14 protein-coding genes and 1 tRNA gene are annotated in these 16,030 nt (G+C 62.8%); 8 read left to right on the forward strand and 7 right to left on the reverse strand.

The window, feature by feature from the left end; translation table 11 throughout:
- Positions 1 to 125 precede the first annotated feature (125 nt).
- The 8 genes from U9R61_RS11980 to U9R61_RS12015 all read left to right on the forward strand — a co-directional run bounded on the left by U9R61_RS11980 (position 126) and on the right by U9R61_RS12015 (position 8,874).
- Entirely contained in the window at positions 126 to 1,103 is a 978-nt protein-coding gene (locus U9R61_RS11980) for a glycosyltransferase family 2 protein (RefSeq protein WP_322489049.1), read from the forward strand.
- Between the two features lie 311 nt (positions 1,104 to 1,414).
- Positions 1,415 to 3,262: an NYN domain-containing protein gene (locus U9R61_RS11985; RefSeq protein WP_322489050.1), complete on the forward strand. Its 1,848-nt coding sequence runs from the start codon at positions 1,415 to 1,417 to the stop codon at positions 3,260 to 3,262.
- Entirely contained in the window at positions 3,255 to 3,956 is a 702-nt protein-coding gene (locus tag U9R61_RS11990) for a phosphoribosylanthranilate isomerase (RefSeq protein ID WP_322489051.1), read from the forward strand. Before U9R61_RS11985 ends, U9R61_RS11990 begins: the two co-directional genes overlap by 8 nt.
- 141 nt (positions 3,957 to 4,097) lie before the next feature.
- Positions 4,098 to 5,597, forward strand: coding sequence for a UDP-2,3-diacylglucosamine diphosphatase (locus tag U9R61_RS11995; RefSeq protein ID WP_322489052.1), 1,500 nt, complete (start codon positions 4,098 to 4,100; stop codon positions 5,595 to 5,597).
- Between the two features lie 80 nt (positions 5,598 to 5,677).
- Positions 5,678 to 6,028, forward strand: coding sequence for a hypothetical protein (locus U9R61_RS12000; RefSeq protein ID WP_322489053.1), 351 nt, complete (start codon positions 5,678 to 5,680; stop codon positions 6,026 to 6,028).
- A gap of 210 nt (positions 6,029 to 6,238) precedes the next feature.
- Positions 6,239 to 7,429 carry a tryptophan synthase subunit beta gene (trpB, locus tag U9R61_RS12005; RefSeq protein WP_322489054.1) on the forward strand — a complete coding sequence of 397 codons (1,191 nt, stop codon included), beginning with the start codon at positions 6,239 to 6,241 and terminating at the stop codon, positions 7,427 to 7,429.
- A gap of 195 nt (positions 7,430 to 7,624) precedes the next feature.
- Positions 7,625 to 8,539 (forward strand): diacylglycerol kinase family protein, encoded by a 915-nt coding sequence (locus U9R61_RS12010; RefSeq protein WP_322489055.1) that lies wholly within the window; start codon positions 7,625 to 7,627, stop codon positions 8,537 to 8,539.
- Positions 8,540 to 8,779: 240 nt separating this feature from the next.
- Positions 8,780 to 8,874: transfer RNA gene (locus U9R61_RS12015), tRNA-Sec, on the forward strand.
- A 67-nt stretch (positions 8,875 to 8,941) separates the two neighbouring features.
- Here U9R61_RS12015 and U9R61_RS12020 read toward each other — a convergent pair.
- The 7 genes from U9R61_RS12020 to U9R61_RS12050 form a co-directional block, all read right to left on the reverse strand.
- Positions 8,942 to 9,967: a serine hydrolase gene (locus tag U9R61_RS12020; protein ID WP_322489056.1), complete on the reverse strand. Its 1,026-nt coding sequence runs from the start codon at positions 9,965 to 9,967 to the stop codon at positions 8,942 to 8,944.
- 6 nt (positions 9,968 to 9,973) lie between these two features.
- On the reverse strand, positions 9,974 to 10,486 hold the full coding sequence (locus U9R61_RS12025) for an N-acetyltransferase (protein WP_322489057.1): 513 nt from the start codon (positions 10,484 to 10,486) through the stop codon (positions 9,974 to 9,976).
- A 64-nt stretch (positions 10,487 to 10,550) separates the two neighbouring features.
- Entirely contained in the window at positions 10,551 to 10,982 is a 432-nt protein-coding gene (locus U9R61_RS12030; protein ID WP_322489058.1) for an SRPBCC family protein, read from the reverse strand.
- Positions 10,983 to 10,984: 2 nt separating this feature from the next.
- Complete coding sequence (locus tag U9R61_RS12035; protein ID WP_322489059.1) at positions 10,985 to 11,323, reverse strand: YrdB family protein; 339 nt, start codon at positions 11,321 to 11,323, stop codon at positions 10,985 to 10,987.
- Between the two features lie 622 nt (positions 11,324 to 11,945).
- Positions 11,946 to 13,004, reverse strand: coding sequence for a hypothetical protein (locus tag U9R61_RS12040; RefSeq protein ID WP_322489060.1), 1,059 nt, complete (start codon positions 13,002 to 13,004; stop codon positions 11,946 to 11,948).
- A 48-nt stretch (positions 13,005 to 13,052) separates the two neighbouring features.
- Entirely contained in the window at positions 13,053 to 15,146 is a 2,094-nt protein-coding gene (locus U9R61_RS12045) for an Eco57I restriction-modification methylase domain-containing protein (protein ID WP_322489061.1), read from the reverse strand.
- A 42-nt stretch (positions 15,147 to 15,188) separates the two neighbouring features.
- Positions 15,189 to 15,881, reverse strand: coding sequence for a hypothetical protein (locus U9R61_RS12050; protein ID WP_322489062.1), 693 nt, complete (start codon positions 15,879 to 15,881; stop codon positions 15,189 to 15,191).
- Between the last annotated feature and the right edge of the window lie 149 nt (positions 15,882 to 16,030).

A 16,030-nucleotide genomic window follows, 5' to 3' on the forward strand; every position in this document is an offset into this window, starting at 1 on the left:
ATGTTTTTAGGAGGTTTTCGTGCGTTGTGTGGATGTTGCCGCCACCCCGTACCCCTCCCCCGCTGGGGGAGAAGTACGGGGTGCGATTTGCAAATTTGGCGGGACGCGGCTACAATCGGCCCGCTATGGAACACACCTTGTCGCCGATTGGCGTTGTCGTTGTTTCGTATAATACCGCTCCCTTGTTGCGGCGTTGTCTGGCATCGTTGCAGGCATGCACGTTGCCGCTGCGGATTGTTGTGGTGGATAACGGCTCGCGGGATGAGAGCGTCGTGCTGGTGCAGCGTGAGTTTCCGGCGTTAACGGTGCGGGAACGGCCTGACAATCCCGGTTATGCCGCCGCGTGCAACGAGGGGATCAGCTTGCTGGCAGACACCTGCGGGGCGATATTGGCGCTCAACCCCGACACTGAGGTGTTGCCGGGAACGATTGAGGCGATGGCTGCGTTCTTGACCGCTCACCCGCGGGTTGGAGTAGTGGGGCCGCGCTTGCTCAACCCTGATAGCACGCTGCAACGGGCAGCGTTTCGCTTCCCCGATCTGATCACGACGGCGCTCGATCTCTTCCCGCCGGGCGAAGTGTTGCCCGGACGGTTGTACGACTCGTGGTGGCACGGGCGTTACCCAGCGGAACTCGGCACAGAACCCTTCCCAATCGATTATCCGTTGGGAGCGTGCATGCTGGTGCGCAGCGCCACAATCGCTGAGGTTGGCGGCATGGACGAAGGCTACTTCATGTACTGCGAAGAGATCGACTGGTGCCGGCGGATCAAGCAGGCCGGATGGGCAATCTGGCAGGTTCCGGCGGCGCAGGTCATCCATGTGGGCGGGGCGGCGACTGGCCAATTCCGCTGGCGGATGCAAGTGGCGCTCTGGCGGGCGCGGGCGCGTTATATGGCCAAGTTCGCATCGCCGGCAATGCAGCGCGCATATCGCCTGCTCGTCGCTGTAGGCATGATCCGGCTGATGGGCAAAGCATGGTTAGGCTACCTCAGCGGCCAGCATGACCGTGACACCCTGCGCAGCCACATGCTGGCCTACAGCTTGATTCTGGGTGAAATCGGCAGATTCGCACCAATACCGGTTGCGAAGGTGACGCGCTGATGCTATAGTAGCAGTAAGAGCAGGCGCTGTCTGGCGGGATAGCCCCTTCTCGAAAGCTATAGTGTGAATTTCTTTCGCGATTCAAGCCAAACCTTGTGAGGTTGGTTCGCGTGAACATACCGGCGCATTGCTCCGCAACTCGCAATGATTATCTCCGCAACACAACGTATGCCGATGCTGCTTAGGGTAAGCAAGCATTGGCTACTAAATTGTGCGGTAGGATTATCACCTTGTGTCTTGCGTGAGCTGGCGTCGATGCATGCTCCGCGCTCCGCCCTCTCCTACGTGCAACAGGAGCAGATCAGACAACGATGTACGACCAAAAGCGACCTGATGTCGCGGTCTTCATCGACTTCGAGAACATTTATGTGAGCGTGCGCGACAAGCTCAACGCTACCCCCAATTTCGAAGCGATCATGGACCGCTGCAACGATCTCGGCCGCGTCGTGATTTCACGCGCCTACGCCGACTGGTACCGGTATCCTCGCATTACCAGCGCGCTCTACGCCAACACCATTGAACCAATTTACGTAGCAACGTACTATTACGACAAAGATGCCGGTCGCACCGGACGCGCAATCAAGAACAGCGTCGATATGAATCTGTGTATCGACGCGATGAAAACCCTCTTCCTGCATCCAAACGTCGGGCGGTTTGTGCTCGTTACCGGCGACCGTGACTTTATTCCACTGGTGCATAGCATTCGCCAACAGGGCAAAGAGGCCTACATTATCGGCATTGGCGGCGCAGCCAGCACCCATCTTGCCCAAAGCGCCGACGAGTTTGTGTTCTACGAGCAGTTGATTGGCCGCCAGCCGAACGCAAGCGCCGCCGCCACGGCGATTGCCAGCCGGGCCACCGAATTGAACCGCGCGATTGAAGCGGCTGAGATAGCGGTAGTGCCGGTAGCACCAATGGCGCCGGTGACACCTGCTGCGCCGGTAGCGCCGGTGGCACCACCCGCCGAACCCGACATCTATGAGGTGCTGGTGCAGGCGATCCATCTGGCCCGCAAGCGCGGCTATGTCACCACCCTCGGCTCGCTCAAGATGCTGATGAAAGAGCTGATGGGAGGCGATTTCAAAGAGAGCCGGTACCGCGATCTGAATGGACGCCCCTACACCAAGTTCAAAGATCTGGTGATGGACGCGGAGCAGCGGGGGAAGGTGCAGATTTTCACCAAAGGGTCGGTGAACGAGGTCTTCTTACCGGGTGAAGACCCGCTCAAGCTGTCGCGGTTTGCGCCAATGCTCAACGAAGAATTGCCGCCAGAGCCGGTGGTGCTTGATCCGCCGATCGGCAGCAATGGCGGGGTGCAGATCGCTGAGATCAGCCCAGTCGTGCTCGAAGAGGTGAAGGTCGTGGTGGCGGAAACGCCGGCGACCGCCGCGCCAACCGGCAGCCGCCGCCGTCGCCGCCGATCCCGCCGCAATAATCGCAACCGTGAAGAGGCTGATGCGGTACATAGCGGGCTTGAGGCTGGCGATGAAGAGGAAGAGCCGGTAGACGAGCCGGAGTATAGTCCGCCGCAACTTGATGAACCATTGCCGGTCATCGAGGAGGCGCTGTCGCTCGCCGAATTGCCGGCAATAGAGGAACTGCCGGCGCCGGATGCGCTGCCGGCACTGGAGGAGCTGCTCGCACCGGTTGAGGCGCCAGCAGTTGAGGAGCTGCCGGCGCCGGTTGCCCTAGCAGAACCGGCTGCCAGCAGCGAACCGCCAGCCAAGCCGAGCCGGAGCCGCCGCCGGAGGTCACGCAAAGCTGTGGCTGAGAGCGAGGTGGCCCCGGTTGAGGAAGTAGTTGCCGCCGAGCCGGTTGCTGCCGAGCCGGTTGCCGCCGAGCCGGTTACCGCCGAGTCGGTTGCCACCGAGCCGGTTGCCGCCGAGCCGGTTGCTGATGGCAGTGCCGGTCATGTTGACCTCACACTCGAATTCAGCGCCGAAGAGTGGGAGCTGTTCCGCAACACGGTGCAGGCGCTGGGCAAGCCGGCCACCTTCCAGCAACTGTTGAGCGCATTGCAAGCGGCGCGCAAGCAGCATAGCATGCCGCGCACCACAGAAGAGAACCGCACGATGCTCAAGCAAGCCATTCATCACGGCATGCTTGAGCGCGCCACCCGGAATCGCCACGTCTATTACACCCTGAAGACGAGTGAGTAGGCTGATCAAAATTTGTGGTCTGCGCACGATCGATCTGGCGCTGGCAGCCGCCACTGCCGGCGCCGATCTGATCGGGCTGGTGTTTGCGCCGAGCCGCCGGCGAGTGACGGTGGCGGAAGCACAGGCGATTGCGGCGGCGGTACGAGCCTTGCCGCCGCCGCGCCCGTTGATTGTGGGGTTGTTTGTCAACGAAACGGCTGACGTGATCGGCCAGATCGCTCTTGCCGCGGGGTTGGAAGCGATTCAGTTGAGCGGTGATGAGCCGGCTGATTTTCCCAACCCATTAGAGCTGCCGCTGCTGAAGGCCATCCGCATGACTGGCGACGCAAACGAAGCGGCGTGGCTGGCGCGGATCGCGGCGGCGGGGCCAGTCGCCGGCCTCGGCTTGCCGGCGTTGACAGCACTGGTGGACGCGCACGTCGCCGGGGCGTATGGCGGCACCGGCCAACGGGCCGATTGGGAGCGGGCCGCGCAATTGGCCCGGCGCGTGCCGACGTTACTGGCCGGGGGGTTGACGCCGGACAATGTGGTGCAAGCGATTGCGGCGGTCGATCCGCTGGGGGTGGATGTCAGCAGCGGCGTGGAGCGCGATGGGCAGAAGGACGCGAGCTTGATGGCGACATTTGTGCGCGCGGTGCGAGCGCAGGGAGCGGGGAATAGGGAGCAGGGAGCAGGGAGTAGCTTTGGGCAGTGATTGTGGTATTGCAATGGGCAGCGGTTGGCGCGGGCGCGGCAACGTGCGGCGCGCGACGTGGTGCGCAGCAGTGCCATCGGCGCCCCTAGGCTGAAGCAGCCCGAATGATGATGCAGTGCGGAGATGGCAGAGGATAGCAGCATGCGGATGCGACCGGACAACCCAACCCGCCGGCCTGTGCGTCCGATCGACGCTGCCGCAAGCGCTGCGCGCCGGATCGCCATCTGGCTGCTCTTGTTGCTGATCCGGCTCACCATCGCGGTTACGCTCCTATTGACCTTACGCTGGATCGTGCTACGCTTCCGGCGAGTGCGCATCCGGCCCACCCCTTACGCTACACCGCCGATTGGGCCGGAGGAGATTGACACCCAACGCCGGCGGATCGTGCTCAGCGATCTGCATCTAGGCGGCGGCGACCGGCGCGATGATTTTTGCGATGATGAGGCGTTGATCGCCTTTCTCGATCACTACGTTGCGCGCGAACCGACCGAACTGATCCTCGCTGGCGACACCTTTGAGTTTTTGCAGATCAGCCTGCCCGACGTGGCCGATGACGAATGGTCGCAACGGGCCACTGCCCGACGCTTGCAAGCGATTATTGCCGCGCATGCCGGCGTGATTGAGGCGCTGCGCCAGTTTGTGCAGCAACCCGGCAACCAACTGACGGTCTTGATCGGAAACCACGACTTTGAACTGCACTACCCGGCGGCCAAGGAGGTCTTGCGGGAAACGCTCGGTCTGCCGCCGGATGATCCGCGGCTACGGTTTGGGATCAGCTATCACGGCGGCGGCGTCTATATCGTGCATGGCAACCAATTCGACCGGTGGAACCGGTTCGTCAACTTTGCCAGCATCAGCGAGCCGTTTGAGGTGGTGCGCGGCACCCAGTTGGTCAAAGAGGTGATCAACGAACTCGAAGAAGACCCCTTCCCGCTTGCGCCGCTGGTTGACAACATTAAACCGTCATCGGCATTTTTTTGGTACTTAATCAGCTTGCAACGGCTGCGCGACCCAGCGGCACGGCGGTTTGTCACCCGCGGTGTGATCGGCTTTTTGCAAGTCACGGCGTGGGCACCGCCGCACCATCTGTCAAGTGAACCGGACGAATGGCTGCAACGCTCGCCGTTGATCGTGCTGTGGCCACCGATTGCGGCGTTGCGTCGGCAGCGAGTGGCGCGACATCAGGCGATTGCGCGCCAGTTTGGGGCGGCTGCCGAAGCGGTGGGCGATCTGCCAGAGATGGTTGATCAGGTGCGCGATGAAGCGCGCCGGCAAGCGAGCCGTGAAGTGGCCGCCTTCAACGACGAGATTGCGCGCGACATTGCGCTGCTGACCCGCCAGCCGGCTTACCGCGACGACCGGCTGTTTGTGTGCGGGCACACCCACGTGGCGCGAGTGATCGATCTCGGCAATGGTCGCTGCTATATCAATGTCGGCACGTGGACTGATGTGGTGTTTGATGTGGAGACGATGCGACGACCACACCAACGCTACCCGTTTCTCGAAATCACCAACGGTAACGACGGCGCACCGCATGGACGGCTGCTGGTGTGGTATGGGCCTGATCAGCCGCCGCAACCGTGGTACGACGAGGAACCGCCGCGGCAACGACGGCAAAGTCGTGTACAATGGGGGAAGTAGAGAGGTAGGGACTGGGGAAATAGGGCAGGCAACCGAAGCTGCCAGTGATAGATCGGGCACATGGAAATGAGGAGGAAGCGATGAAGAACGTGTTGCGCGTATTGGGGATTGCGGCGGTGATCGGGTTGGCGATTGCCATCTTCCGGGCTGTGCGCCAATATCAGGAGGACAGTGTGTTTGACCTGACTCCGGCAACGAATAACAATACGGCCGGCAATAGCGGGCAGCGGGGGAGCATTAGCCCGGAACTGCTCAGCATGCTGGCTGACCCCGGCGACAAGGGGCCGGTTGAGCTAATGGTGGATGCGAACGGCAAAGAGTGGCTGGTGAACCGGCGCAACGGCTACCGCTACCCGATTGAGGATGGCATCCCGATCATGCTGCTGGAAGAGGGTGAGAAGAACAAAGACGAAAGCCTGATCCAGAAGTAGAGGCGCAGAGGGGGCAAAGGCGCAGAGGACGCGAAGGGCGCGAAGGTTTGTTATGGTTTGGATGCCCAAGCCCGCTAGTAGTCCCCTATTTCACATCCCTTAGTGACCTTTGCGCTCTTTGCGTTTATCATTACTTTGCGACCTTTACGGGAGACGGACGGCCGTCCGTCTCTACGCTTTGCGCCTTTGCTTCGCCTAGAAAGTGTAGCTATGCAGGACGTGATTTCGCGACCGGGGCGATTCGGCCCGTATGGCGGTCGGTATGTGCCGGAAACGCTGATGCCGGCGGTCAGTGCGCTAGAAGAGGCCTACGAGGCGGCGAAGGCCGATCCGTCGTTTTGGGAGGAGTTGGCGGCGCTGCACCGCACCTATACCGGCAGGCCGACGCCGTTGACGTTTGCGGCGCGGTTGACGGCCCACTGCGGCGGGGCGCGGATCTATCTCAAGCGCGAGGATTTGGCCCACACCGGCGCGCATAAGATTAACAATGCGCTAGGGCAGGGGCTATTGGCGAAGCGCATGGGCAAGCGGCGGGTGATTGCCGAAACCGGCGCCGGCCAGCACGGCGTGGCGACGGCAACGGTCTGTGCGCTGCTCGGCCTTGAGTGCGTGGTGTATATGGGAGTGGATGACATGGCCCGCCAGCGGCCCAACGTCTTCCGAATGCGGCTGCTGGGGGCCGAGGTGCGCGGCGTGACCAGCGGTTCGCGCACGCTGAAAGATGCAATCAATGAGGCGATGCGCGATTGGGTGACGAACCCCAACAGCTATTATCTGCTGGGATCGGCGTTGGGGCCGCACCCCTACCCGACCATGGTGCGCGACTTTCAGCGGGTGATCGGGGTGGAAGCGCGCGAGCAGATGCTCGCCACAACAGGCCGGTTGCCGGATGTGGTGGTGGCGTGTGTCGGCGGCGGCTCGAACGCGATCGGTATCTTTCACCCCTTCCTTGACGATCACGAGGTGGCGCTGCGCGGCGTCGAGGCCGGCGGCAGAGGCGAGGGTCTCGGCGAACACGCGGCCCGCTTCCGCGCTGCGACTCCCGGGGTGTTGCAGGGCACTTATTCGTATGTGTTGCAAGACGAAGCCGGCCAGATTGCGCTGACCCATTCGGTAAGCGCCGGGTTGGATTACGCCAGCATCGGCCCTGAACATGCATGGCTGCACGATAGCGGGCGGGCGACGTATACTGCGGCTAGCGATGACGAGGCGTTGGCCGCGTTCCAGTTGTTGGCCAAGCTAGAGGGGATTATCCCGGCTTTAGAGAGCGCCCACGCGGTGGCCGAGGCGATTAAGCTGGCGCCGGCGATGCGGCCTGAGCAGACGATTTTGGTGAATTTGTCGGGACGGGGAGACAAAGATATCTTCACTGTCGCTGATCTGTTAGGGGTGGAAATCTAGCGGCGCAGAGAATGTTTTAACGCAAAGGCGCAAAGAACGCGAAGGGCGCAGAGGGTTTTATGGTGGGGCAGAAGGACACTAAGAAACCACCTTTGAAATCCCTTAGCGTCCTTTGCGATCTTCGCGCCTCTGCGTTTAAGATTCTTAGCGACCGCTGCGGGAGACGGACAGCCTCCGTCTCTACAGGGTACACGTATGACAACGACAGTCATCTTGAACCCGGCGGCGGGGCGCGGGTTGGCGGGCCGGCGGCGGGGTGCAATCGAAACTGAATTGCGCAAGCACGACATCGAGTACGAGATTGTCACCACCCATGCGCGCGGCGGCGCGACCGAGCTGGCGATACAGGCGATGAACCGCGGCGTGAGCCGGTTAGTGGCGGTGGGTGGCGATGGCACGATCAATGAGGTGGTGAACGGGATCATTGATAGCCGTAAAGGCGGGCAAGTTCTACTGGGCATTATCCCGCTCGGCACCGGCAGCGACTTCGTGAAATCGTTGCCCGACGTGCGCCCCGGCGATATTGCCGGCGCGGTGCAGCGGCTGGCGACCAATCGGGTACAGGCGATTGATGTGGGCCGGATCCGGGTGGAAGCAAGCCGGCTGAAGCTCACCCGCTGTTTTATCAACGGGTTGGGCATGGGGCTCGATGCGGCAGTGGCGGTCGAGAGTCTGAAGATCAAGCGGTTGCGCGGCTTCGCGGTCTACCTGATCTCGGTATTGAAGGCGCTAGCCACCTACCGGCCCGGCCCGATGACGGTGCGCTTCGATGGGCAACGGGTCAGCCGCCAGCTCTTTTTTGCCAGCGTCGGCAATGGGCGGTGCCAAGGCGGCGGCTTCTGGATGACGCCGGACGCGAAGCTAGATGATGGCTTGCTCGATCTGTGTATCGTCGATACGATGCCGATTCTGCGCGCGCTGCGCAAGATTCCGCTGTTGATGCGCGGGGTGCATACTAACGAGCCGGAAGTGACGCTGGCCCGCGCTCGCCAGATTGAGGTGACGTGCCCGACACCGATCCCGGTGGCGACCGATGGGGAAGTGATCGCAACGGCGGCGCAGCGGGTCACCGTCGAAGTGCTGCCGCGAGCCGTGCAATTGGTGGTGTGAAAGGCGCAGAGGGCGCTAAGGATTCAAACGCAAAGGCGCAGAGAACGCGAAGGTCGCGAAGGTTTTTTGGTGGTTGCGGACAAGCGCGCTGGCAGCCCCACTATCAAATGCGTTCTTTGCGGTCTTCGCGTCTTTGCGTTTAGAATCTTTGCGATCTTGGCGTTAGGGGAGACGGACTGCCGTCCATCTCTACAGGGCTTTCGATTGACAAGCGCGGTTTCGCCCTCTACAATCAGCGATGAGAGCGCATGTGGCCCGGTGGCTGCCGCGGTCTTCAAAACCGTTGGGCGGAGTGACGAACTGCGCCGGTGGGTTCGACTCCCACGCGCTCTCGCTGGGGATGAATAGTGAATGGGACACGGAGCGAATCCGTGTCCTTTTGCTATGCCGGGCCGGTGCAGGTTAAAACCATGCGCTGAGCAGGCGTTTGAGGGCGGAGATCAGTTCGGGTGCGCCGGCGTTGGTGAGCAGGCCAAAGGCGAGCTGGTGTGTATGTGATAGGGCGGCGAGGGCGAAGAAGGTGCCGGTGGAACCGGCATGCAGGCTGAATAAGCCGAGTGATTCGAGGCCGCGCAGGCGGTTGATGCCCCAGTCGGCGCCGATCCCCGCTTCACCCCGGTGGTGCAGAGGGGCAAAGGCGGGCCGGGTATCATGCAAAAGTCGTAGTTGCATTTGCAGGAAGCGGGCGTAGGACAAGACGGGCAGGCAGACATCGCCGGCGGGGGCGAGGCAAGGCGGGATGAGCGGTTCGTAGGGCGGGTGAGGGTCGTATTCGCCTTGCGGGTTGGGCAGGTGCCCCCAAGGTTGGTTGGGTGATAGGCGGGCGGGGTGTTCATAGCCGGTATACGCCTGTATGCCGAGCGGTTCAACAATGCACTGGCGGAGCAGGGTGGGCCAATCGACGCCGCTGGCGCGTTCGGCGATTGCCGCGGCAAGGCTGTAGCCGGCGTTGGAGTAATGCGCGGCGTCTTGCGGGGCGGGTGGTATGTGATAGAGCAGGAAGGCAGTAAAGCGGGCGAGGTGCGCTTGGGGCGGCAGGCCGGTGACAGCGGACAGGATGAAATCGACGGCGCCGGTATCGGTGTAGGGCGGTAAACCGGCACGGTGGCTGAGCAACTGTTCGAGGGTGACGCGGTGATAATCGGGTTGCATAGTCGCCGCGTATTCGGGGAAGTAATCGGCGGGAGTGGCGTCCCACGCTAGGGCACCTTCATCAATCAGCGTGGCGCAAGCCGTGGCCAGCAAGGCTTTGGCGTTGGAGCCGATTTGAAAGTAATCGGCGAGAGTGATGGCGACGCCGGGTTGGCCGGCGCGGCGCACGCCAGTCACGTCTGCCGCTAGGATCGTTGTGTGGTTGGCAACGAAGGCCGCCAAGGCGGGCAGGTTTTGCCCGGCGCGGATCTGTTCCAGCACCAGTTGCAGGTTCATCGCGGTCTATACCTCGGCAAAGGCGGGGTGATAGTACACAAGCCCGCGCCTGCCACGCAAAGCGCCAGGAGTGAGTTCGGCCAGCATGAAGGCTTCGGCGGGCACGTCCACTTCCCAGCGAATGCCGTAGGGCTGGGTGGACCGAAAGCCGAAGCGTGGATAGTAGTCAGGGTGTCCCAATACAATCACGAGGTCATAGCCAAGCGCCGGCAGTTTCGCCAACCCCGCGCGGATGAGGGACGAACCAATGCCCTGTTGTTGCCATTCCGGCAAGACTGCGACTGGGCCAAGCCCAACCGCCGGCCATACGGTCGCGCCATCGCTGATCGTGACCGGTGAAAAGAGGATGTGGCCGGCGATGGTTTCGGCTACTTGCGCCACCAGCGCGAGGATGATGGCGTTTTCTGCGCGCAGTGTGGTTACCAGCCGGGCTTCGTTGTCACGCCCAAAGGCGCGTTGGTGGACGTGAACGATGGCAGTGATGTCGGCGGCGGTTTCGGGACGGATGATGATATCCATTGGCTTCACCTTGAGTTAAAGACAGTTCTGCGATGATTCTCGCCGAAAACAGGCGAGGAATTGCTCAGGCTTCGGCTTGGTTTTTCAGCCGTTGCAAGGCGGCTGCGAGCGATGTTTCCAGAAAGTGCGGGTCAAACAATAGCATCAGGCGGGTGAGCCAGCCCGAAAGCGATTCTTCGGTAACGACGAGGGTGGCGTCGCCGCGCGCTTCAAATCGCCAATTGTGGATAGCCCTCATACCGAGCGCAACACCAGTCCAGCCGAGGCGATGCAGCGGTTCGACGGTGTGCAGGCGCGAGATGATAGTCAAGCCTTGCACTTTCCAGCGGAAGGTGGCGCCGGCTATCAGGTCGCCATCCAGTTTGGCGACAGCAATATCCGGCTGCCACGCGGGCCAGTGTTCGATATCGGCTTGGATGCGCCAAACCTTTTCTACCGGCGCGTGGATCAGAATCTCGCGGCGGGCAACGGCGGGGGCGGTTGAGTCAACGTTCATGGTTATTGCCTCCAGATGACGACGAACAGTTTGGTGATGGTATAAAGACCGGCGAAAGCGACGGTCAGATTGGTTTTGCCCGTGCTGTAGAACGCCCAACCAGCCAGCATAAAGATGACGAGTTCGAGCAGGAACAGCCATGGTTCTTGCAGGCGGCGAGGCGATTTTGGCGCGATGAACATCCCCCATATCACGGCGCACAGGATCGGAGCGCCGAAGCCGAGCAGGAATTTCATAAGAGCGGGATGTCCCGTTGTGAAGCCCCAATAACCAAAGATGCCAAGAGCGCCGAGTTCAAGGCAGAAGCGCATGCCGCGATTGAGAGTTTTGAGCATTTCCATTGTGGATGTCCTTTAGCGAATGTTCAAGGGCGGGCAGAACGCATGAGCGTAGATGTGGTTGACGGCTTTGCGATGCGCTGGTATACCCTCGCCCGCTTTCCGGCTGTCATGGCGCGGGAGCGGCGGCACCCAGCGCTCGGCCCCGACCGCTCGGCTCGCAATGACAAGTGGCGAGCGGCGCTTCCCACCAACCCTGCGCGCCTTTGCGTTGTCCTCACCCCCCCCCGGCCTCGCGCTAGGGGGATGTGCCCCCACCCCCGGCCCCTCACCCACTGGGGGAGAGGGGTGTTTTTTTACCGCAGGGGGCACGGAGGATGTCGCCATCCCCACCCATCTTTGCGGTCTTAGCGGCTTTGCGGTGACGCCCTCACCCCCGGCCCCCTCACCCGCCTGACGGCGGAAGAGGGGGAGCCGCCGTGGCTGCGCGAGTTGAAGTACACCCATTGCCCCGCTATCCCGCTGGATATGGGGCAGGTGACGTTGTTGATGTGGTATGGCCGCTCCTTTCGGCGCGGGCGGCAGCGAGCGGAAGCTGCGGCATAACGCTGGTTGGCAGAGGACACGGATTGGCATCAATCCGTGTCCTGTTGCGCGTGTGGCTCCCAATCCCACGCCTCGAGCACTAGCCGGCGGGTGCGGTATTCACCGTAGCGGCGCAGTTCGTTGTCTTTGAGCACGCGAAAGGTTTCGCCGGGAAAGGCGGGCCGTAGATATCGGCGAGGTCGAGGATGTAGCGCAGTTCGTCGCGGCTGAGGCCGTAGAGCCGGGCGATGCGGGCATCGAGTTCGGCGCGGATGACGGCGCGCCGCTCTTCGTTCCAGCGGAACGGTGGCGGAAACTGCGAGGGATCAGACGGGGCCGGGCTGCTCGCACTGGCTTGCCAACGCTGCCACAGTTCCTGCTGCACGGCGCTGCCCCACAGAACGGCGGCTAGCTCTGCCCACACATCTGCGGCGAAGGGGCGCAGATCCCACGCGGTATAGACCAATTCCACCACCCGCGGGACGATGTAGGCCAGATCGTCCGGCGTGAAGGCCGATGGGGGCAGGACGGGGAGTTGTTTTAGGATAAACAAGGTCAAGTCCGTTCCGCCAATCTTTTGACGAGCAACAAAGTCAAAGACAAGACTATTCACCAGTGCGAGCAATACACTCGCTTGAACGGCTGGCATTGCTGTCTCAAGTATTATCAGCGGTGCTTTGTGCCCCACCCCCACGCGGGGCAGCAGGCTAACGATCGCGGTACGTTCATTGGTGGCGTTGGTAATGTCGCGAAACCCCACCAACCACTGCCGCGACCACCGGCCGGCCAGCCGCTGCTCAACCTCGGCGGCGGGTACCCAATGGCGCGGCGTGACCGTCAGCGCGGGGTTGGCGAGTTCGGCGGCGGTCAGTGCGCGGGTCTCCGGCTTGGCGCCGCCTTGGTAGGTCGCCCAGCGGTGGGTGAACTGGTGGAGCAGTTTGGCTTCGTACAGCGGTAGCAACCCTGCCCCCGGCGCGGTATGGAAGAGGTGGCTGTCGATCGTCATATCGAATAACCCTCGCCGGAACGAAATACCCCACGGATTCTCGCCCGTCCGCTCGTTGACCAGCACCGGGACGCGCCGGTAGAGGGCCTTGGTCAGCTCGGCGTCGGCGCGGGTGCGGAAGACCGGCGTGGTACGGGTGTTGGGGTTGAGCAACGCCAGATCAGCGGCGCTGAGGGTGAAGACACGCTGCGCATCGGCGAGCTAGGCCGGCTGGGTGAGGAAGAAGGCGACGCGGGCCGGCTGTGCAGTTTGGCCGATGGTGAGCAGGCTGAATTTGTAGCGGCTATCCACCGCCGGAAACAGTTTCTCGCGGTTCTCGAAATCGTACAGGCTGACCAACTGGCCGCGCTGCACCAGATCGGCGAAGAAGGCTTTGGTGCTGTCGTCGGTGGCGATGCCGGTTGGGACGATGATCCCGGCTCGGGCGTGGGGCGCGAGCAGGCTGCGGCTCAGCTCGGCAAAGAGAGCGTAGGTGTTTAGCCGGCCTACTGCGGTGAGCGGATACCGGCCACTCACGGAAATAAAGCGACTCTCGGCTTCCGCCCGATAGAGCACCTGATCGTATTGAGCGATCTGGGAGCCTTGGTACTCGTTTCCCTGCCGCCACTGCTCAATGAGGCGCTTCCGCGCTGCACCGGTCGGTGCGTCGCGAATTTCCGGCACATCGGCGAAATGTTCCTTCTCTATCAATTTGATCACCTCCCACGGCGGATTGCCCAGCACAACACCGAACCCTCCCGTCCAGCCGTGCGGCCCGCCGGCGGGGTCATCCGGTGCGCAGGGACGGAAGACATCGGGGAAGGCGAGATGCCAGTGGAAGAAGCGATACTGTCTGGCCAGTCGCTCGACCTCGGCCCGCAGCCAGTGGGGCAGGTCGTAGGGATTGAGTTCGGCGCGGCGGAAGACCTCTTCCGTGATCGGATAGGGCAACGTATCAGTTCTTACTTTGGGCCAGACCAGCGCCGCGCACCAGAGGTCGGCCAGCAAGCGCCCGTGCTCGTAGCCGCTCGACCGCACCATCTGCTCGTACAAGGCTTGTTTGCGGCGGGCATCGGCAATCGTCGCATCGGGCAGTGCATCCACTTCCAGCATCGCAGTGGCCGGATTCCCCAGCCGCTCCCACGGCGCTTGCGCCGCATCAAACATACTGAGCTGGCCGCTGCGCTCACGCTGGTTGCGCTTGCGATACTCGCGGCAGACCGCCTTGTCATCGCCGCTGACCGGATCGAAGGCACCGTCGGGAATGCCGGCGGCGAGCAAGGCCGGCGTCGCTCCGATCAGGCTGTTGCCGCACTGGATATGGTGGTCAAGGAAGGTGAGCGGCTTGCCGGGTTCGAGCGCCTCTAGCCACAAACTCACCTTGCACAGCTCAACGGCCATCGGGTTGAGGTCAACGCCATAGAGACAGCGCCCGATCACATCGCGCAAGGCAGTGCGGGTCGCTTCCGGGGCCGGCTCCTCTTCACCGGTGCGGACAGCGGCGAGGCGGCGGGCCATGCGGTGGGCAGCGGCGAGAAGGAAATGGCCGCTGCCGCAGGCCGGATCGACCACTTTGAGGGCCAGCATGGCCTGTTCGGGGTTGGGCTGACGGGCGGCGGCAGCCAGCACCGGTTCCAGCGCGCTATCGAGCAAGACGGCAATCAGACTGCTTGGCGTGTAATAGCTGCCGGTAGTCTTGCGCTCGTTACCGCTGAGCGTTTCGAGCGCGAAGCTCGCCGCATCGACGTTGAGGACGGGGCGCAGTTCGAGCAGCGACTCATAGACGCTACCCAGCTCTTCGGCGCCGAGATGCTGGTAATCGACCATACGGCGACCATGGCGATCTTCGACGAAGGCCAGCGCGCGCAGGGCGGCGAGCAGGTCGCGGTTAGCCAATTCGGCGGCATCGAGATCGGGGAGGGCGGCGGGTGAAAAGAGCCAACCGCCGAGGGCGGGCAGGGCCAGCGCGGGCGCGCCGTCGCCGCCGAGCCACTGCATCACCAGCCGCACCCGCCGGTAGAGGTCGGCGTGCTGGGTACCGGCCCGCCGTTCGGCAAAGCGGCGAATGCCAGCGAGGGCGTAGTACTGGGTATAGCGTTGGCGGGCGGCGGGATCGGCGCGGGGATCGAGCAGGACATCGCGATCTTCGGCTACCAACAGAAAGAGCAGCCGGTAGACCAAGCGCAACAACTGGCGGTAATAGTCTTGGGCGCTGAGCTGGCCGCTGCGCAACCGATCGCGCAGGGCGCTGTTGGCGGGATGGGCGAGAAAGCCGCGGCCAAGCACGGCAATCGCCTGCTCGACCCCGGCGCGCAACCGATCCAGCGCGCGCGCGCCTTGGGCCTGCGCCGCCTGCGACTAGCGCTCCAGCCAGCAAAAACCGCCCGGCCCCGCTTCCACCCGCGATTGGTGGCAGATCAGCCAGAGCAGGGCAAAATCGGCGTAGAGCTGGCCGGCAACAATCGCTTCGAGGTCGAACTCAAGATACGACTGGCGGGTGAGATGGACGGTATCGCGCAGCACCCGCAAGCGCAGGCCGTTGGACACCAACCCCCACTGCCATGCCGCGCTGCGGTTGAGGGCTTCTTGGAGCAGGCTATGCGGGCTGGCTTTGGCGGCGCCGGCGACGCCGGGCTGGCGACGGTCGAGATCCACACCGCAGCCGACGAGGTGGATGGGCGTCTGGCCCCACAGGTGCGAGATGGGATACGTTTTGCCATTGACCTCGACCGCCTTGGCCGGTTGGAGGCGGCCATAGCCTAATTCGGCAAAGAGGGGCAGCAACCAGCGTTCGCGGGTGAGGCCGGTGGCTGGATCATCGGGCGGCAACACAGCAGCCGCGTGGCGAAACGACGCCCACAGACCGAGCAGGCGGCTCCACGAGCGATTGATCGCCTCGGAGAGGCGTTCGCCAGGGTCGAGATGGTAGGATGCCGGGTCAAGACCGCCGAGGGTGAGGTCACCATCGGCAATGCGCTGGAGCAGGTCGGGCGGCAAGAGCGCGCCTTCGCTGCGGATGGCGGTGAAGGGGGTGCGCGTGCGAGTCGGCATAGACGGTATCCTGTCAGACAAGCGAGCGACGACGGTTCTGGCGGGTATTATAGCAGTTTGTGGGGGGATGCGCCCCCACCCCCGGCCCCTCCCCCGCTGGGGGAGGGGGGATGTTTTACGGCAGAGGGGGATCAACACACCAACATCTC

Origin of the sequence: Chloroflexus sp. (assembly GCF_034431535.1) — a bacterium.
Taxonomy (GTDB): Bacteria; Chloroflexota; Chloroflexia; order Chloroflexales; family Chloroflexaceae; genus Chloroflexus.